The following is an 18,938-nucleotide window of genomic DNA, read 5'->3' on the forward strand; positions in this document are numbered from 1 at the left end:
ATTTAAAAGTCAGAATATTCGGTGGGATGGAGAAAAACCATGTCATTACGCGATACATTGTTTTTGTATTGCACGTCGCCAATGAGGGCTTTCCATTCAGGCGCGTCGAAAAAAGCCTTCCAGTGCTTGTCTCGTTCCTGCATGTTATCGTAGCAGGTTAAATACATCAGGTTGGGCATATGGCTGCCTGCCACCACGCTGCCGTAAAACACCGCATTGGCACCAATCTTATCGAAAAGGTCGGTTTCGCCGCTATTGAACATCTTTACCTTGTTGATATGGTATTTTTCGGTTGGGCTCTCATAGCTGCGCAACTCGTAAACTCGTGCGGCCCTATCGCCTGTTAATTTGGGCGCAACAGGGGAAAGCCGCGTAGCAAATGCCGTAAGTACTATGGTTTCCAGCCGGGTATATGGCGCGCTTTTGTAGCCTGCATCCAGGTAATCCCTGGCGGTCGCCGCGCCATCACCTGCATCAATCACCTTCCGTTCGAAGCCTTCCAACTGTTTCCAGTTTTTAAATGGTATAAATACGTAGGTGCGGCGGGCGGTATCGGTATCGGCAGGTTTGAATACGCCTATATTGGCCATGCCCATTTTATGTAGTTGGGGCAAGTAGTAATCTTTCAAGTATGCATCGGTAGCTTGCTCCTGCGCCTTATCCTTAAAGTGGTATATCTTTAGCTGGTAGTAATATCCGCCGGAGGCCAAAGCATTGGCAGTTGCGGAAGTAAAGGCAAAAAACAACAATAGCAGCCCCACAATGCGGAACATTTTAGTTTGAGAAATTATCATAAATGATGTTTAGTTGGGGTAAAGTTATCTAAATTATAACGTAACTTAAATAGCCGTTTTGCTGGGTTCCCATTTTTCCAGCGCGTTCATTATTTCCTGGAGCTTGAGGGGCTTGCTCAGGTAATCGTTCATACCGGCCTGCAGGCACAATTCGCGGTCCTCTGTCATGGCGTTGGCTGTCATGGCGATGATTACGGGTTGGTGGTCCATATTCTGGCGGATGAAGCGGGTAGCCTCCAATCCATCCATCTCGGGCATCTGCACATCCATCAAAACCATATCGTATTTCTTGCCAATGAGGGCGTTAAGGCATTCGTGCCCGTTCTCTACTATATCGGGCTTATAGCCCATTTTATTGAGGATGTATCTGGCCAGTTTCTGGTTGATGGCGTTATCCTCGGCAATGAGGATATTGATAGGGTGCTGCCTGGCAAAATCTTCGGAGAACGGTGTTTTTACCGGTTGCACTTCGTCCTTGATTTCGATATTCAGCTTAAGTTGCTCAATTACATGCTTATACAGCACATGGTGCTTGGTTGGCTTGGTCAACGCCACGTTGAACAAGTGCTTATTTTTCTTGCTCTGCTCATTACCCATAGAGGTTAGCAGGATGATTGGCAGCGAAGGGGTTTTCTCCCGAATCTTACGTGCCAGGTGTATGCCGTCCATCTCGGGCATGTTCATGTCTGATATTATCAGGTGCACAGGTTCGTCGCCTGCCAGGGCCTTAAGCGCCGCATCGCCCGATTCGGCCATTACAGGCACAAAATCCCATTGCTTCAGTTGCTCTTCCAGTATATCGCGGTTGGTTTGGTTATCGTCTACCACCAAAATACGCTTGTTTTGCACTTCTGATAGGTTCAGGTGCACGTAATTGCGCTGCGTTTTTACGCCCGGCCTTGCTTTTATGCTAAACATAAATGTGGTGCCCTTGCCCACCTGGCTCTTTACATCTATATCGCCGCCCATCAGGGTAACCAGCTTTTCGCTGATAGCCAGGCCAAGGCCGGTGCCGCCATACTTGCGGGTGGTGCTCGAATCTACCTGCGAGAACGCCTTGAACAGCCTGTTAAGTTTGTTCGGCGGGATGCCAATGCCTGTATCGCGTATCTCGAACTGCAACTCGAATTGCTTATCATCGGTACTTTTCAGCTTTACGCATATAAACACCTCGCCTTTGGCGGTAAACTTTACCGCGTTGCCCACCAGATTGATCAGCACCTGCCTCAGGCGGAAAGCATCAGCAATAATCTGCACGGGTACGTTGTGCTCTACCTGGTACACCAGGTCGATATTGGTGCGGGCGGCTTTCTCGGCAAACACGTCGAGCACGGCTTCGATGCAATCGCGCAGGTCGAAGTCATGTTCCTCCAGTTCCATTTTTCCCGATTCGATCTTCGAGAAATCAAGTATATCGTTTATTACGTTCAGCAGCGCATCGCCGCAGGTTTTTATGGTTTCAGTATATTCCTGCTGCTCCAGGTTGAGTGGCGTGTTGCCCAAAAGGGTAGCCATGCCCATTACGCCGTTCATGGGCGTACGTATCTCGTGGCTCATGGTAGCCAAAAATATGCTTTTGGCCTGGTTTGCTTTTTCGGCTTCCTCGCGCGATTTCTCCGCCTCCTGGCGCAGCGCACGCTCGGCTTTGCTCATTTCTCCAAGCCGCTGGGTACGCTCCTCTACCTGCCGCTCCAGTATTACCTGCTGCGCTTTTATCGCGCTTATGCGCAGTCTGAATATAGCGATCACACCGCCCACTACCACCAATACAGCCAGCATTTTAAACCACCAGGTGAGCCAGAAAGGCGGCTGGACTATTATGGTTAAACCCTGCGTAACCGGCGACCACAGCCCCGCCATGTTTTGATACTTTACCTTAAAAGTATAAGTACCCGCAGGCAAATTGGTGTAGGTAGCCGTATTGCGCGAACCCACGAAGTTCCACTCCTTATCAAAATTCTCTAATATATAGGCGTATTGCTTTTTATCGGGCGAGGTAAAATCCAACGCGGCAAACTCCAGCGAAATAACCGACTGCTTATAATTTAGCGTGATGTGTTTCGCATCGGATATATCCTGTTTCAGGGGCGAAGCATCCGTGCTGTTTTTGGCTACAGGCACCTTTTTGTTGAACACCTGGAACGATGTGATCATCAGCGGTGAAAAACCCGCCGGCTTCAAAATCTGCCCGGGCGAAAACGCATTGAAGCCGTTTACCCCGCCGAAGTACAACCTACCCGAAGCGCCCTTGTACGCCGAGTGCGATTTAAATTCATCTTCCTGCAGGCCATCCTCTACCGAGTAATTCTTGAAAGCATGCGTGGCCGGGTCGAAAGCGGAGAGGCCGTTGTTGGTGCTTATCCATAGTTTGCCGTCGTCATCCTCGCGGGCAGCGTAAATGATATCGCTGGGCAGGCCATCCTTTTTAGTATAAGTGGTAAAATGCCTGGTGATGGGATCGAACTGGTTAAGGCCCGAGAAAGTACTTATCCAGATGCTGCCGCTACGGTCTTCAAAAAGGTCGGGCACGTTATCGTCGCTGATGCTGTTTTTTGCCGCGTTGTGTTTAAAGCGGGTAAAGCTGCCCGTTTTTTTATCGAAAAGATTCAAACCGCCATCAAAGGTGCCTACCCATAAATTACCGCGGCTATCTTCCAGCAGGGAATACACCCTATCGCTGCTGATGCTGCGGGGGTTGTTGGGGTCGTATTTATAATTGGTGAACTGCTTTGTTTTTTTATCGTAGTGGCTAAGCCCATCGTTGTAGGTGCCTATCCAGGTGGTTCTGTCTTCGGCGTTTACCAGCGCGTAGATGTTGTTGCCCGGCAGGCTGTTGGGGTTACCGGGCTGGCTTTTGATATTGGTAAAGACGCCGGTTTTAGGGTTGAAGATGCTTAGCCCATCTGCCCAGGTACCGAGCCAAAAATCACCGTCTGTGTCCTGGTTCACGGTGAGCACAAAGTTGCCGGTGATGCTGTTTTTGCCGGGATTGTGCGTGTAGTGCACCACATCGCCCGTTTTATAATCGAATTTATTAAGGCCGCCGCCATCGGTGCCTGCCCAAACGTTGCGTTGCGCATCTTCGTAAACCGCCAGCACAAAATCATTAGATAGGCTGTTGCCCGAAGAATTGTGCCGGTAGTGCGTAAAGCTGCCCGAGCTGCGCTTGAACAGGTTGATGCCGCCGCTGAACGCGCCGAGCCACATATTGCCCTGCCTATCCCTGGTGATGGCGTAAAGCGTATTGCCGGTAAGGCTGTTCTTGTCTATATCGTCGTGCAGATAGGTGTAGAATTTTTTGGTTTCGGGGTTGAAGATGCAGAGGCCACCGTTTTCGCTGCCTATCCACAGGTTGGCGTTCTCATCCATATTGAGGCTGTAGATGGTAGAGCCCGATAAGCTGTTCTTATCCGTATCGCTGTGCTTGTAACGGGTGAATTTGCCCGTTTTTACATCCAGCATGTTCAGTCCGTCTTTCTGCATGCCAACCCACAGGCGGTGCTTATTATCCTCGAAGATGCAGCTTATGAAATCGCCGGATATGCTTTGCGGGTCGGTAGCATTATACCTGTATTTGGTGAAGCCTTTTTTGTCGTTATCCAGCAGGTTGAGGCCGCCGCCGGTAGTGCCCGCCCATATGCGGTTATCGGCAGTGCGGTACACCCAGCTCACCTTATTATCTCCTAAGCTGCGCTTATCCGCAGCATTGTGCCGGTAATGGCTGATGACTTTGTTGGCTTTGGTATCCAGGTAATCCAGCCCGTTTTGGCCTGCTACCCAAAGGTTCCCTTTTTCGTCTACCGAGAGTTTGTTGAGAATATTGCCAGAGAGCGAATTGGGGTCGCCATCTTTGTGCTGGTATTTTACGAAGCGGCCCGTTCGGCGTTCCAGCTTGTTAAGGCCGATGATGGTGGCGATCCATATATTGCCCTCTTTATCTTCGGTAATATCGGCCACCATGCTGCTGCTTATGGATGAGGTATCCTGCGGATCGTGGCGGAAGGTGGTGAAACCGTAGCCATCGTACTTACTGAGGCCGTCGCGCGTGCCGGCCCATATAAAGCCGCGGCTATCCTGCAGTATGCAGCCCACGTTTATCTGCGTCAGGCCCTCCTTTTTCCCCAAATGCTCAAATTTGAGGCTCTGGTTTTGGCCATAGCTGCTCAAAGCGGAAAACGCAAGCACGAACAGGAATAAACGTTTATACATTTAACGCCAGGGGGATTAACAAAAAAAAAAACAAGTTTATAATTGGTAATAAACGGCTTATACGGCCCATTTACAAATAAGTTCAAAAGGTACAAAAAAGAAATCGACAATTGAACTTTTTTCTTAAAAAGAAAGTAGGGAGCGGTGAATGGTGAGTAGTTCAGAAAAATAAACGAAACCAACCAATGAACTAATGAACCAGTGAACAAATGAACCAAATCGCTGTTATCCCCGCATGACACCACATATAGCCACCGCCACTTTCGACGATCGCGACCACGCAAAGGATGCCTACGAATACCTGCTGGGCAACGAGTTCCTCGAAGGAGATATTGAGTTTATACCCGCCGCCTATGGCCCGCAGGTAATTATGAACATTAACACCGATAACGAACGCCTGGCCCAGGAAGCCGTAGACGTGCTGCGGAACTATGGCGGGATGGATATCAGCTGGTATGAGGTGGGGACTAACGCCATCTAACAACGACCGTTTGAGGGACATTCTTTTCCAGCTTTATTTTATAGAAATGTTGGAAAAAACCGGTGTAATCGCGCGGGACTGAGATGAGCATACCCGCCGGTTTTTGCTGTTTTTACCTGCTTAAATTTGCTTAAACGCGCGAAAAAAAACCGCGTTTTTCCTTGTTTTTCGGCGTTTTTCCTAACTTTTTGGGTGTTTTTAGGGCCTTTTGCATTTTGCAGCAAAAACCGCCTAATTTGCATGGAATAGCGGTTTTTGGAGAAAAACAGCATTTGCGCACCCCAAAAAAATTTCCAGCTTTTTCCAACTTTTGCGCGGTTTTTAGCTGTGGGTTTCCAGGAATTTCTAATGGTTTTTGGGGGTGGAAAAGGCAACGAGCTTGTGGGTTTAGTTGGGTAACGGGGCAGCCTGATGTCGCTTATTTTTAATAGCTCTATTACGGGAACCGTTTAACCAAATCGTCAAAATCCAGCCATTTACGCCAGGCCCACTGTATTTCCTGCGCTTGCCGTGTTATGCTGTCTTCCACATACTCATATAATTGTACAAAAACCACGTCATTGGCCAATTGCGCTATTTTAAAGGCTCCCTCGAAGCTTAGTAACCTTTCCTTTGGTACAACATGATAAAACTCCTCCCCGAACCACATTTTCCAGCAGGCCTGCAACCGGGCGCTGCTTATCATTTCGCTTCGGCCCGGATTCCCCGACGTATCAAATACTTTCTGACCGAACTCGTCTATAGTGTAAGGCAATCCTTTCGAAAGCGACAGCGGGACACCAAACACTTCATAGTAGGCTTCTTTTGATGAGGTTTGTTGCCGCTCGTATTTTTCATCGTACAGGTAAGCGCAGCAGAAACCCTCTCTTGTAATTATTTCTTCCATCTCCTGATCAGCAGGATTAAAAACAGCAGAACTCTGGGATATGAAAAAGTGTTGATAAGGCTTTTTTACTGCCTGCACAGCATTTATGCTAAATGAATTTCCACCCGGCGAAATAAAAATGAATTCTGCATCTGAAGAGAACTCTTCAATTACCTTTTTGTGTATTTTTTCCGTCCAATTCTTCTCGGTCCAATTTTTCACGTTGGTTTTATAGAGAATCTTTTCCGGTTGATGGCGCAAATATCTATTTATCATCCCGATGTGGAATTTCCCGTCCAACGAAAACTGCTTGAAATTCAGCGACAATGCCATAGTCACGCCCTCCGATACAGACGGCGTTTTGTTAAGGTAAACCGGCAGCACCTCTTTAGACAGGGCCCTCCTTAGCGCAATTACCCAGCCAACCAGCGTCCAGCCCAAAAGCAAGTTAAAGAGAAAGATAGACCGGAAATTATTTTTTTGCCTGCCTAATATTGCCGGGAAAAAATAAATGGGCACCGCAATAAGTATGAGGATTAGTTGAGTTGTTCCGAAGCCCATCTTGTGCAACAATTAGGTTTGTAGCTAATGTATCGAGTAGATAAAAGTAAGACTTTTTGTTGAATTGGATTCGGCCACAAATAGGCGCGCACCACCAGCCATTATGTTAAGATTTTAGATAGTAAGGTCAATGGGGCATTCAACTGCCTGGATAAAGATTGCTTCGAGTGATAGTTACTTGAACACAGCCCGAAGATTCTCGACTGAAACCCCTGCTACATTCAGATATATTTTATCATTAACAACTTTTTTGATTAACTGTACGTAAAAAATGCGAATATTCTAATTAAATAAAATTGATTTTATGAAGCAAACTTCTATTGAAAATAGATTAACAGAAAATCAAAATATACAAACGGTGATAGAGCGCGATCTGATAATCAGAGATGCTATAGAAATAAAAGAACAACTATTAAACCTTCTCAGAGATCATCGCAATGCCGAAATACATTTCAAAAATATTGAGAGAATTGATGTAGCAGGATTACAATTGTTGGTAGCTCTATCCAAAAGCGCTTCTAAAGAGGGAGTGTTTGTCAAATACATTTTCGAAGAAACTGAGTACATCACTAATGTTTTAAGTACGTCCGGATTTAATGAATTCTTTTCTATCCAATAGTTTGAAATGAGCAAGACTGTTTTATTAGTAGATGATTCAGATATGGTTATAAGGGTAATCAGCTTTATACTTAAAAATGCGGGCTACACTATTTTAACCGGCTGCGATGGCGATGATGCTTTATCTCATTTTGATGGTAAAAACATTGATCTGGTAATTACTGATTTAAATATGCCTAATAAAGACGGTCTGCAACTCATTAACGAAATCAGGAAAATGCACTACTACAGGTTTTTACCTGTGGTGTTATTTGTTTCTGATAGCTCGATAAACATACAGGACTATATCAAAACCTCCGGAGCAACCATGCTACTAGACAAAGATTCTATTAAAGAAAAATTGGTTTCGACAGTTAAAAAAATGATAGGATGATGGACCAATACCAACAAAACTTTAGCGATGATGCCATGGAAGTGATAGCCGACATGGAAAAGAGCTTGCTTTTAATGGAAACCAGCCCCGGCGACCCTGCACTAATACAACAGGTTTTCAGGGCTATGCATACATTAAAAGGAAATAGTTCGATGTTTGGTTTTAAAGTAATTACAGAATTCACCCACCACCTTGAATCTATTTACGAGCACGTACGCAGCGGGCAAAAAAAAATTACTAAAGAAATTATTGATATCACGCTCGATTCGCTTGACCACTTAACTTACCTGGCCAAAAACGAAGGTGAGTTAGATGTTCAGCATCAAAAAACACACAATAACCTCACGGCAAGAGTAGTAAAAATTTTAAAGGATATTTTGGCCGAAGTAAACACCGAAAGCAATACACTTGCCCCGGCTTCTCAGACAGCAGCATGTGAAAATAACGCGTTAAAAAATTACCATATCATTTTTGCACCCGATAAAGAGATATTTTATAACGGAACTAATCCTGTTTACCTGTTAGAGGAATTGCAAACACTTGGTAACTGCACTGTTATTCCAAATATTGAAGGTATCCCTCCTTTGGAGGATATTGAGCCCACATATTGTTATACTTCCTGGGATATTTTCCTGGCCACCAACGTTAGTATTGGCACCATTAGGGAGGTGTTCGTTTTTGTTGAGGGCAGGTGTAAACTGGAAATAAATTTAATACCCCACACCGAAGAAGACCTACCGCGGCAAAATGAAAGCGCAAGTTATCATGAAGAAATTATCAAAGATATTTTGCCACAAGTTTCAAAAACGGCAATTGCAGAACCCGCCAAAAAAAATGTGATATCCAGTATTAGGGTACCATCAGAAAGATTGGACAGCCTGATGAGCCTTGTAAGCGAGTTAATGACTTTACAGGCCAAACTTGGCACACTCACCGATCAAAACCCACAATCGGAGTTATTGGCAGTTACCGAAAATCTGGAAAAAATATCAACCAGGCTAAGGGATAATGCATTCAGCATGTGCCTTATACCAATTAAAAATATGCTTACCCCGTTTAACCGGCTGGTGCGTGATTTGGCAAACGAGTTAAATAAAGAAATAGATTTTGTTACCGAAGGAACTGATACAGAACTGGATAAAAATATTATGGAAGGCCTGTCAGATCCGATAATGCACCTGCTTCGAAACAGTATCGATCACGGAATTGAGTACCCTGATGAAAGAGCCAAAGCAGGGAAAAAAAGGCATGGCAAAATTTTGTTTAAGGCATTTTGCGCCGGGGTTAATGTGTATATCGAAATCCAGGATGATGGAAAAGGCATTGATGCGCAAAGAATAAGGGAAAAGGCGATACAAAAAGGCATTATTGGTAAAGATGAAGTATTGAGCGAAAAAGAAATTTTCAACCTTATTTTCCTTCCGGGATTTTCGACAGCAGAGCAGGTTAGCGAAATTTCGGGCCGTGGTGTTGGGATGGACGTTGTAAAACGCAGAATCGAAGATATAAGAGGGCAGATCAAAATCACGTCGCAACTCAACATCGGTACCACCATTACCATAAAATTACCCATTACGGTATCTATCATCGATGGCCTGTTGGTAAAAATCAACGATGTTTCGTTTGTAATTCCGCTGGCCGCTGTCGATCGTTGCTTTGAAGCGCCCGCTGTGCAGCAATTAAACCGCTTCAATAACCTGATCGTGCTTGATGGCGAACAAATTCCTTTCATCAGCTTAAGCGAAGAATTTGATGGTAAAGAAAACCTATCGGGTTCGCAGGAAATTGTGCTGGTTTACTACGATGAAAAAAGGGTTGCATTAATTGTAGACAGCATCGTAGGTAAATTTCAGGCGGTGCTTAAACCCCTCGGAAGATATTTTCAAAACATGGACAATATTTCGGGGGCAACCATACTTGGAGATGGTAAAATTGCCCTGGTATTAGATACCAATAAAGTTGCCGAACAATACTTACACCAGAAACGCCTTGCTATATGTCAATAAAACTGCAAACACAATCGTACTTAACGTTTAAGCTTCAAAACGAGCTTTTTGCCATCAACGTAGGCGACGTATTAGAAATTTTAGAAATGAGCCCTATAACTAAAGTGCCCAAATCACCGGCATTTATGAAAGGGGTAATTAACTTAAGAGGCAATATTTTGCCCGTAATAGATGCCCGCAACAAATTTGCCATGCCCGATGCCGAATTTACGATTGATACCTGCATCGTGGTATTGAATATCGACAGCGGAAAAGAACCATTGCTGGTAGGTGCCATTGTCGATTCGGTACAAAAGGTAATCGACATTCCGGATGAGGATATCCAGGTTTCGGCAAGCATGGGGGCCATGTACCGTGAAGACTTCATCACAGGGATTGGAAAAGTAGAGGACAATTTTGTGATGATATTAAATATCGACAAAGTTTTCTCGGCCGACGATGTGTATGCCATTACTGAAAGTTAATATTTAAACATAAAATGATTTTACAGAACATAAAAGTTTCAACCAAACTTTACATGCTGGTTGGCGTCCTGTTCCTCACTATAGGGGCAATTGGCATTAATGCAGAGCTTAATTTAAAAGAGGTAAACGGATCGCTTCAAACTGTGTTTGAAGACCGTGTAATGTCCCTTAAATCATTAAAAGTTGTTTCGGACATGTACCTGATCAACATCAAGTGGGTTTGTCAGCAAATAAAAGATGGCAGCATTGATTTAAAAACAGGTAAAAAGAAAATCATCAGGGCGCAGAAAGAAATTAAGACAAATTGGGCTGCTTATGTAGCTGCCGATTCTATCCCCGAAGAAAAAAATTATCAGATCAAACCGAAGAGTTAATGGCCAATGCTGACGAATCGATTGAGTCTCTTAAAGTAATACTGGACAAAGAAGATAAACAAGCAATCGCAGCTTTTGCTGTTAGCGACGTGAACCCAAAAATTGATTCCATCCTGAATAATGTAAACACGCTGATTGATATCCAGGTTTCGGTATCCAATCAGGAATATAACAATGGTAAGCAGGTGTATGCAACTGCCAAAACCAATTCCTATATCGTTATATTCTCAGGAATAGCAATTTCATTGTTGCTGGCCTTCTTTATCATTAGAAACATCAATAGTATTGTTGCAAAGCTTAAAGACCTGGTTTCTTACGCCCAGGTAGCGTCAGAAAATATATCATCGGCCAGTTCGCAAATGAGTTCATCGGCACAGCAAATGTCTGAGGGCGCTACAGAACAGGCGGCATCGGCCGAGGAGGTTTCGTCGTCAATGGAAGAAATCGTATCCAGCATACAGCAAAACACCGAAAATGCCCTACAAACCGAAAAAATTGCTTTAAAAGTTGTTGAAGACATTGTTGAAGGCAACAAGGCGGTTAATATTACCGTACAATCCATGAAAGAGATTGCCGAGCGGATTTCAATTATTGGTGATATTGCCCGTCAAACCAATCTTTTGGCTTTAAATGCCGCTGTTGAAGCCGCCAGGGCCGGCGATAACGGGCGCGGGTTTGCCGTTGTAGCTGCAGAGGTGAGGAAACTTGCCGAGCGTTGCCAGACAGCCGCACTTGAAATTAATAACCTGTCTAAATCCGGCGTAACAATAGCCGAACGGTCAGGGAAGCTACTTGATCTGATTGTGCCTGAAGTACAAAAAACCTGCAAGTTGGTACAGGAAATCAGTATTTCGAGTATGGAACAAAATACCGGCGCCAATGAAATTAATAACGCCTTACAGCAGCTAAACCAGGTTATACAGCAAAATGCCGCTATATCCGAAGAGATGGCCGCAAGTTCCGAAGAACTTTCCGGCCAGGCAGATCAGTTGAAAGATATTGTAAATTTTGATATCGGAAACGATGTTAAATCGCATATAGAAATACGGCGTGCGCCGGTTAATAAACCATATCACAAAACATTTGCCGCCACCAATTATCCAGCTAAAAAAAGACCAGTTAACGACCGTTTTCCAAAGGGCATCAACATAGATATGAACGGAAAAGACCCAATAGATGAAAGATACGAAAAATATTAAACCGAACTTAAACGATCAAATGTTATGAACAATATTAAAATATCGACAAAGTTATTTGTCATGGTCTTCCTTACCTCGTTTACCCTTTTGGCAATAGGTTTATATGGATTGAGCAATTTAAGTAATGTAAACGCATCGCTCGAGACGGTGTTTAAAGACCGAGTAGTATGCCTTAAACAGCTATCAACAATTAGTGATAGGTACACCCTCGATATTGAAGACGTTGCCCAAAAAATTAAAGACGGTGTAATTAATTTCAAAACCGGTAAACGAAAAATTATCCGTGCCCAGGAAGAAATTAAGAACAATTGGAAAGCCTATATCGCTACCAACTTAACACCCGAAGAAAGAAAAATGGCTGTCCAAACCGAAGAATTAATGCGCAATTCGGATGAAACCATAGAGTCGCTGCAATCAATAATTGATAGTGAAGATAAAACAGCATTAGCCCCATTTACCATTAATGAACTATATCCAAAAATAGACCCGATTATTAATAATATTAACGCGTTGATGGATATCCAGGTAGCAGTTTCTGAAGATGAATATAACAAAGGACAGGAAATATATTCAAATGCAAAAACCCACTCCTATCTCATTATATTATTTGGCATAGCTATTTCGCTATCCATATCGTTACTCATCGTATATAGCATCCGAAAAGCAATCTTAAATGCAACCAATGTAGTATCAAAACTTGCCGAGGGTGATTTGACCGTTGATATTAATGTAGTTAATAATGATGAGATAGGCTTTCTGCTCGAAGATTTGAAAGGGATGATCAATAAGTTTAAAAATGTAATCTCGTACGTAAACTCAGCTTCTGATAATATTGTGGCGGCGAGCCAGGAGTTGAGTTCGTCATCCCAGCAAATGTCTGAAGGCGCTACCGAACAGGCCGCTGCCACCGAACAGGTTTCGTCGTCGATGGAAGAGATGGTGGCAAGCGTACAACAAAACACCAACAACGCCCATCAAACAGAAAAAATAGCCATCAAAGCCTCGGCCGATGCCCTGGACGGAAGTGTTGCTGTGAATGAAGCCGTTAGCTCGATGAAATTGATTGCCGAGAAAATTACCATCATTAGCGATATAGCCAGGCAAACAAATATACTTGCGCTTAACGCTGCCGTTGAGGCCGCACGGGCCGGCGACCAGGGACGCGGCTTTGCCGTTGTTGCCGCCGAAGTACGGAAACTGGCAGAAAAATCGCAGGTTGCTGCAACGGAGATCAATGAGCTTTCAAAATCGAGCGTTACCATTGCCGAGAAATCGGGCAGGCTTTTGGGCGAGATTGTACCCAACATTCAGCATACCGCCAAACTGGTAGAAGAAATTAACGCTTCCAGCTCCGAACAAAATTTAGGTGCAGGGCAAATCAATAGTGCCTTACAACAACTTAACCAGGTTACACAGCAAAACGCAGCTACCTCGGAAGAAATGGCTGCCAGCGCCGAAGAACTTTCATCCCAGGCCGACCAGTTGAAGGAAATTATTTCATTCTTCAGATTTGAAAACGGCTCAAAATACAAGGCATCAATTGCCCAGGCCGGGCCCTTAACCAGGCCCAGGAGGAATACAGCCAAAGTAAGCCATCTTCCAAAATACAAATCATCCTCAAACGGGGTTAGCTTGAACATGGATAGCCTTGATGCAGATTATGAAAAGTTTTAACATAATGTTTTGAGCTATCCACATGGTGTATTTTAACATTGATAGTTTTGATAATTCTAAAATGACCGACCTGGACTTTAACAGGTTAAGTACATTTATATATACCAATTATGGGATTAAGCTGCCTCCGTCAAAAAAAATAATGCTGGAGGGGCGTTTGCTTAAAAGGTTAAGGACTTTAAATATACCATCATATAAAAAATACTGCGAGTTTATATTCAGTAACGAAGGCCAGCGCTCTGAGCTTATTCACATGATTGATGTGGTGACTACCAATAAAACCGATTTTTTTAGAGAATCTGTTCATTTTGATTATTTATCAAACAACATATTGCCCGAGATTTTTCGCGATTATTCCTCCGCAAAACCTTTTAAGGTATGGAGCGCGGGCTGCTCTACCGGCGAAGAGCCTTATACATTGGCCATGGTTTTAAGTTTATTTGCCGAAACACATATGGGGTTTAGCTTTAATATCTGGGGTTCCGATATTTCGAGCAGGGTTTTGCAGGCTGCGGCATTGGCGGTATATACCGAAGATAAAGTAGCCCCTGTACCAATTGCTTTGAAACGCCAGTTCCTGCTTAAAAGTAAGGATGTGCATAACAAAACTGTGCGCATTGTACCCCAATTAAGAGAAAAAGTAAAATTTGGCCGTTTAAATTTCATTGACGAAGATTTTGGCGCGATTGCAAATTTCAATATCATTTTTTGCCGCAATGTTTTGATTTATTTTGACAGGCCAACACAAGAAAAAGTGATACTGAAGTTATGTTCGAAATTAGAACCAGGGGGGTATTTATTCCTGGGCCATTCCGAATCGGTGTCGAATATGAATTTACCATTAACGCAAATACGGCCAAACATTTTTAAAAGAAAATAAACAGCCACTATTATTTTATAATGGAACGATATTATTTATACCCGGGATCGATTTTTGCGAGCAGAAAGCCTCACATTGTCGATACCATCTTGGGCTCCTGCGTAGCAGTGGCCCTTTGGGACCCGGTGTTGGAGTTTGGGAGTATCAACCACTACATGCTACCGCATTGGAATGGTGAAGGTGCCCCATCAAACAAATACGGCGACGTTGCCATACCGGCCATTATTAATAAAATGCTTGCCTTAGGCAGCAATAAAAGTAATTTAAAGGCTAAGGTATTCGGGGGCTGCGAAACAGGCACACCAAATGGCGTATTTCATATTGGCGAACGGAATATTGAGCTGGCTATTGAGGTATTAAAAAAGGAGCAAATACCGGTTTTAAGCCATAATGTTGGAGGATATCGCGGGCGGAAGGTTTTATTTTACTCGGAAAGTGGTAAGGTAATGATCAAATATATTAAACAAAACTTTCCAGATCAACAGATAGATACCAAGGGCTAACACCTCACCAATATGACGAATAAAGTAAAAGTTCTTATTGTTGACGACTCTGCCATATTCAGGCAATTGCTGAGCAAAACTTTAAGTGCCGACCCTGCAATTGAAGTGATGGCTACAGCTGCCGACCCATATATTGCCGCAAGCAAAATGACCATGCAGGTTCCGGATGTTATTACCCTTGATTTGGAAATGCCCCGCATGAATGGTATTACCTTTCTTAAAAAAATCATGTCTCAGCACCCTATCCCGGTCATTATTATAACGGGGCACACCGGCAGGGATATGGAAGTAACGCTTAAAGCATTGGAACACGGCGCTGTTGAGGTACTTTCAAAAGATATGTTTGATGAGCAGGCGCTTACCAATGAAGCCAGGAGCAGGATTTGCGAAATTGTTAAATCGGCGGCGTTAACCAAACTTGCCAGGAAATCCATTACCGAAAAACCCTCGGTAGTACCCAAACTGTCGGCCGATGCCGTACTGCAGTTTGTTAAACCTAAAAATCAAAGCATAATTAGCGATAAAGTAATTGCAGTTGGCGCATCTACAGGCGGCACAGAAGCAATAAGAACGTTTTTGGAGCCACTGCCTGTTGATATTCCGGGTATTGTAATAGTGCAGCACATGCCCGAAAACTTTACCCGCCTGTTTGCCGAACGCCTGAACAGTTTATGCAAAATTACCGTTAAGGAAGCAGAAGATGGGGATTTGGTTAAACCCGGCACAGCGTTAATAGCACCCGGTAACCGCCATCTTTTACTTAAACGGAGAGGGTCTCAATATTATGTCGAACTGAATGATAGTCCGCTGGTAAACCGCCATCGTCCGGCAGTGGATGTATTGTTCCGCTCTACCGCTATTTATGCCGGGCAAAATGGAATCGGAATAATTTTAACGGGCATGGGCGACGATGGCGCACGGGGCCTCCTTGAAATAAAACAAGCCGGCGGAAGGACCATAGCACAGGATGAAAGTTCTTGTGTTGTTTTCGGCATGCCAAAAGAAGCTATTATGCTGAATGCCGCCGATAAGATTTTACCATTAAAAGAAATTTCAAGGTATGTTGTTCAATTGGCTTCTACCATAAGATATATTTAACATCTTATTAGCTTTTGCGGCATTAACGCACGCCATTTTGTGTACATAAATCCATTTATTCTATATTCTCTTGACCAATTCGCTTCTTTATGCGGTTTGTTGCTTAACAGATCATTGATCGAAATTGAATCGTTAGGTCTCGGGACACGCGCCAGCAAGGGGAAATTTAAAGGCTGACGCCGCCCCATCCAACGATCATTATTTTTCAAATCTAAACTACAGGTCAAAGGTAATTGCCGATGATTGTACCCAAGCTGTTTTGTAATCACTATTGATTTACCAAAGTAACGGGATAGCGTTGTCTGATCTAAAACAACGAAATATCGTTGTTGAGATTTTAGCAAAATTTTCGGTATATCATTATGAATGAGGCGAATAAGACGATGACATGCTTTTGGTCATCAAATAGCATACTAAATCAACACTATCATCACCCGGTTTATCTGGTAATGTTTTTCTTTTCATAAAAATTTCGGCCTTTTTATACAACGTTAAATAAACTCTGAATGATAAAATCTTCAGTCTTATATGTCCTGATTATATTCCCCGTACTTTGCTTTGCGCAGCAACCTCGGGAAAAATTATTTAAACGGCTAAAAAACGCGCAAACTGACAGTATCCGTTCCAATTTATACATTCGTATAGCTAACGACTATTACCTACCCAACCGCAATAAAAGTAATTTAGATTCAGATATATACTATCGTATCCCTAATGATTTTTACCTGACTGACAAACATAAGGTGAAAGATTTGGACAGTGCAATCTTCTATTTTCAAAAAACGGTTTTACTAAGCACTCAATTAAACTTAAAAAAAAGGTTATATGATGCATATCTGGGTATGGGAAAAGCGTATCTGGCTAAAAACAACATCAGTGAATGCGAAAAAAATTACGCTAAAGCAGCAAATTCTCCCTTTATAAACCATGATCCGGGAAAGGAAGCAATGATTTGGCTCGACTTAGTGGATGGCCTTTTAAGAGCACGGCATTCTGGTAAAAAAGAGAAATGGAAGGAATTGAGCATGATTGCAAGTGCCTATTTCAGAAAAATCAAAACGCTCGCCCAACGAATCAAAAATGATGACAGAAAATCCATTATGGTGCTGGGCGACATGGCAATAATATATGACAGATATCGCTATACCAATCTGGCAGAAAAACAGTACATCGATATCATTACGCAGTTCCAAAATTCCAATGCCAGCAACATAAATATGGTCTATCTCTTCCTGTCACAACTGTACCGGGAACATGGAAGCCCGGATAAGGCACTATTTTATGCCTTGAAAGGTCTTAAAAGTGTAATGCGAATGAAGGATACAACCAATACCCATTGGATTTATGGTGAATTAGGATTGGTTTATTCAGAGTTGGGACAAATAGATAGCAGTATGACATGGTATAAACGAGCACTCAGAATACGTGAACGGATACCAGGTTTACCCCAGGAACATTTATACAGAACAGCCGGTTTTATAGTTGACCAATTAAATAGCCAACACAAATCGATTGAAGCGTTAAGTTTAATTAAGGGACTTGAAAAAAGCAATCCACCGGTAAACAATGTAGGCAAAGCTTTAATTGCACAAGTAAAAGCCTATTGCTATATAGGTTTAAAACAGTATAAATCAGCGGAAAAGTCTTATTTATTTTCTTTGCATTTATATCCTAAGGATTCTACCGTTTCTTTTTTTTATTGGTCCCTCAAATGCGATATAGGGGAGTTTTACCTTAAACAGAAAAAATTCAGGGAAGCCGCTTACTATCTCAGGGCACAGGATGATTTTCCATATTCTGATATTACAAAGCGAAGGGACATTCAATTTTTGCTTTTTAAGTTAGATTCTATATCAGGTCATTTAAATACTTCCTTACGGCATTTTCAGTTATATAAATTACTGAACGACTCCATTTTTAACACGACGAAAAGTAGACAAATAGCTGAATTACAAATAAAATATGCCAGCGAAAAACAAGAAGCGGCTTTCAAATCCTTACAAAAGGATAGTCAAATACAATATGATAAGTTGAAGCAAGCTGATCAGGAACGTAAAATTATCTATATGGTAATGAGTTTTATGTTAGCTTCAGTAGGGTTACTCTATTTCGTTTACTACAACAACCGGAAAAAATCGAGGCTGATCAATATTAAAAATATATCATTAGGCCGCTTAATCACCGAAAAAGATGCATTATTAAAGGAAAAAGAAACCTTGGTGAAGGAGGTGCACCACCGCGTAAAGAATAACCTACAGATCGTTATGAGCCTCCTGCAACGCCAATCATCATTTATCGCTAATGAAGAAGCATTAATGGCAATACGTAATAGCGAACATCGCCTATACTCCATTGCATTAATCCACCAAAAGCTATATCAATCTGAAAACTATACGTTGGTGCACATGTTTGAATATATCAACGAACTGATTGGCTATTTACAGGAAAGCTTTGACTTAAATGGACGCATCATCTTTGATACGTTTGTAGATAAAAGCGATATGAATATCAATATTGCCGTACCGCTCGGACTGATTCTGAACGAAGCGATAACTAATGCAATCAAATACGGCTTTAAAGAGGACAAGAATGCAGTAATAAAAATAATCTTTCAGGAAATATCCGACAATAATTATTTGCTTCAGATAAGTGATAATGGCAGTGGACTACCAACAGGCTTTGATCATCATCAGACGGATTCTATGGGCTTTAATTTGATGCGAGGTTTAAGTAAGCAAGTAGGTGGCAAACTTGTTGTCGAAAATAGTTCTGGTGTAACAATAAGTATTCAGTTCCAACCAGCGTGATCTCTTTCATGTGCTTATTGCATAGTGGCTAA

At 42.8% G+C, this 18,938-nt stretch carries 15 protein-coding genes; 12 read left to right on the forward strand and 3 right to left on the reverse strand.

The genetic code is table 11. From position 1 onward, the window contains the following. Positions 1 to 2: 2 nt before the first annotated feature. Positions 3 to 794: an NIPSNAP family protein gene (locus AC1DXC_RS10695; protein WP_477459143.1), complete on the reverse strand. Its 792-nt coding sequence runs from the start codon at positions 792 to 794 to the stop codon at positions 3 to 5. A gap of 45 nt (positions 795 to 839) precedes the next feature. After that, a complete protein-coding gene (locus AC1DXC_RS10700; RefSeq protein WP_477459144.1) occupies positions 840 to 5,003 on the reverse strand; it encodes a hybrid sensor histidine kinase/response regulator in 4,164 nt (1,387 codons plus the stop codon). Positions 5,004 to 5,238: 235 nt separating this feature from the next. Here AC1DXC_RS10700 and AC1DXC_RS10705 point away from each other — a divergent pair, with 235 nt between their 5' ends. Beyond that, positions 5,239 to 5,484, forward strand: a complete 246-nt coding sequence (locus AC1DXC_RS10705; RefSeq protein ID WP_477459145.1) for a hypothetical protein — start codon at positions 5,239 to 5,241, stop codon at positions 5,482 to 5,484. Positions 5,485 to 5,920: 436 nt separating this feature from the next. Here the strand turns inward: AC1DXC_RS10705 and AC1DXC_RS10710 are convergent, their stop codons facing one another. Continuing rightward, entirely contained in the window at positions 5,921 to 6,922 is a 1,002-nt protein-coding gene (locus tag AC1DXC_RS10710) for a superinfection immunity protein (RefSeq protein WP_477459146.1), read from the reverse strand. Positions 6,923 to 7,214: 292 nt separating this feature from the next. Between AC1DXC_RS10710 and AC1DXC_RS10715 the strand changes: the two genes are divergently transcribed. The 11 genes from AC1DXC_RS10715 to AC1DXC_RS10765 all read left to right on the forward strand — a co-directional run bounded on the left by AC1DXC_RS10715 (position 7,215) and on the right by AC1DXC_RS10765 (position 18,906). Beyond that, positions 7,215 to 7,529 (forward strand): STAS domain-containing protein, encoded by a 315-nt coding sequence (locus AC1DXC_RS10715; protein ID WP_477459147.1) that lies wholly within the window; start codon positions 7,215 to 7,217, stop codon positions 7,527 to 7,529. 6 nt (positions 7,530 to 7,535) lie between these two features. Further along, positions 7,536 to 7,901 carry a response regulator gene (locus tag AC1DXC_RS10720; protein ID WP_477459148.1) on the forward strand — a complete coding sequence of 122 codons (366 nt, stop codon included), beginning with the start codon at positions 7,536 to 7,538 and terminating at the stop codon, positions 7,899 to 7,901. Further along, positions 7,898 to 9,907 carry a chemotaxis protein CheA gene (locus AC1DXC_RS10725; RefSeq protein ID WP_477459149.1) on the forward strand — a complete coding sequence of 670 codons (2,010 nt, stop codon included), beginning with the start codon at positions 7,898 to 7,900 and terminating at the stop codon, positions 9,905 to 9,907. Before AC1DXC_RS10720 ends, AC1DXC_RS10725 begins: the two co-directional genes overlap by 4 nt. Further along, positions 9,898 to 10,371 carry a chemotaxis protein CheW gene (locus AC1DXC_RS10730; RefSeq protein WP_477459150.1) on the forward strand — a complete coding sequence of 158 codons (474 nt, stop codon included), beginning with the start codon at positions 9,898 to 9,900 and terminating at the stop codon, positions 10,369 to 10,371. The genes AC1DXC_RS10725 and AC1DXC_RS10730 overlap by 10 nt, the downstream gene beginning before the upstream one ends. A 14-nt stretch (positions 10,372 to 10,385) precedes the next feature. Then, the gene (locus AC1DXC_RS10735) at positions 10,386 to 10,745 is read left to right on the forward strand and encodes an MCP four helix bundle domain-containing protein (protein ID WP_477459151.1); all 360 of its coding nucleotides are present in this window, start codon (positions 10,386 to 10,388) and stop codon (positions 10,743 to 10,745) included. Further along, the gene (locus AC1DXC_RS10740; RefSeq protein ID WP_477459152.1) at positions 10,745 to 11,944 is read left to right on the forward strand and encodes a methyl-accepting chemotaxis protein; all 1,200 of its coding nucleotides are present in this window, start codon (positions 10,745 to 10,747) and stop codon (positions 11,942 to 11,944) included. Before AC1DXC_RS10735 ends, AC1DXC_RS10740 begins: the two co-directional genes overlap by 1 nt. A 24-nt stretch (positions 11,945 to 11,968) precedes the next feature. After that, a complete protein-coding gene (locus tag AC1DXC_RS10745) occupies positions 11,969 to 13,618 on the forward strand; it encodes a methyl-accepting chemotaxis protein (protein ID WP_477459153.1) in 1,650 nt (549 codons plus the stop codon). A 61-nt stretch (positions 13,619 to 13,679) separates the two neighbouring features. After that, complete coding sequence (locus AC1DXC_RS10750; RefSeq protein WP_477459154.1) at positions 13,680 to 14,498, forward strand: CheR family methyltransferase; 819 nt, start codon at positions 13,680 to 13,682, stop codon at positions 14,496 to 14,498. Positions 14,499 to 14,518: 20 nt separating this feature from the next. Further along, a complete protein-coding gene (locus tag AC1DXC_RS10755; protein WP_477459155.1) occupies positions 14,519 to 15,001 on the forward strand; it encodes a chemotaxis protein CheD in 483 nt (160 codons plus the stop codon). Between the two features lie 12 nt (positions 15,002 to 15,013). Further along, positions 15,014 to 16,099: a protein-glutamate methylesterase/protein-glutamine glutaminase gene (locus AC1DXC_RS10760; protein ID WP_477459156.1), complete on the forward strand. Its 1,086-nt coding sequence runs from the start codon at positions 15,014 to 15,016 to the stop codon at positions 16,097 to 16,099. 506 nt (positions 16,100 to 16,605) lie between these two features. Next, positions 16,606 to 18,906, forward strand: coding sequence for a tetratricopeptide repeat-containing sensor histidine kinase (locus tag AC1DXC_RS10765; protein WP_477459157.1), 2,301 nt, complete (start codon positions 16,606 to 16,608; stop codon positions 18,904 to 18,906). Positions 18,907 to 18,938 lie beyond the last annotated feature (32 nt).

Source organism: Mucilaginibacter sp. P2_D11, assembly GCF_056404435.1.

Coding starts and splice junctions, on each gene's coding strand:
- AC1DXC_RS10695 (WP_477459143.1), bottom strand. CDS start 794: ATGATAATTTCTCAAACTAAAATGTTCCGCATTGTGGGGCTGCTATTG.
- AC1DXC_RS10700 (WP_477459144.1), bottom strand. CDS start 5,003: ATGTATAAACGTTTATTCCTGTTCGTGCTTGCGTTTTCCGCTTTGAGC.
- AC1DXC_RS10705 (WP_477459145.1), top strand. CDS start 5,239: ATGACACCACATATAGCCACCGCCACTTTCGACGATCGCGACCACGCA.
- AC1DXC_RS10715 (WP_477459147.1), top strand. CDS start 7,215: ATGAAGCAAACTTCTATTGAAAATAGATTAACAGAAAATCAAAATATA.
- AC1DXC_RS10720 (WP_477459148.1), top strand. CDS start 7,536: ATGAGCAAGACTGTTTTATTAGTAGATGATTCAGATATGGTTATAAGG.
- AC1DXC_RS10725 (WP_477459149.1), top strand. CDS start 7,898: ATGATGGACCAATACCAACAAAACTTTAGCGATGATGCCATGGAAGTG.
- AC1DXC_RS10730 (WP_477459150.1), top strand. CDS start 9,898: ATGTCAATAAAACTGCAAACACAATCGTACTTAACGTTTAAGCTTCAA.
- AC1DXC_RS10735 (WP_477459151.1), top strand. CDS start 10,386: ATGATTTTACAGAACATAAAAGTTTCAACCAAACTTTACATGCTGGTT.
- AC1DXC_RS10740 (WP_477459152.1), top strand. CDS start 10,745: ATGGCCAATGCTGACGAATCGATTGAGTCTCTTAAAGTAATACTGGAC.
- AC1DXC_RS10745 (WP_477459153.1), top strand. CDS start 11,969: ATGAACAATATTAAAATATCGACAAAGTTATTTGTCATGGTCTTCCTT.
- AC1DXC_RS10750 (WP_477459154.1), top strand. CDS start 13,680: ATGACCGACCTGGACTTTAACAGGTTAAGTACATTTATATATACCAAT.
- AC1DXC_RS10755 (WP_477459155.1), top strand. CDS start 14,519: ATGGAACGATATTATTTATACCCGGGATCGATTTTTGCGAGCAGAAAG.
- AC1DXC_RS10760 (WP_477459156.1), top strand. CDS start 15,014: ATGACGAATAAAGTAAAAGTTCTTATTGTTGACGACTCTGCCATATTC.
- AC1DXC_RS10765 (WP_477459157.1), top strand. CDS start 16,606: ATGATAAAATCTTCAGTCTTATATGTCCTGATTATATTCCCCGTACTT.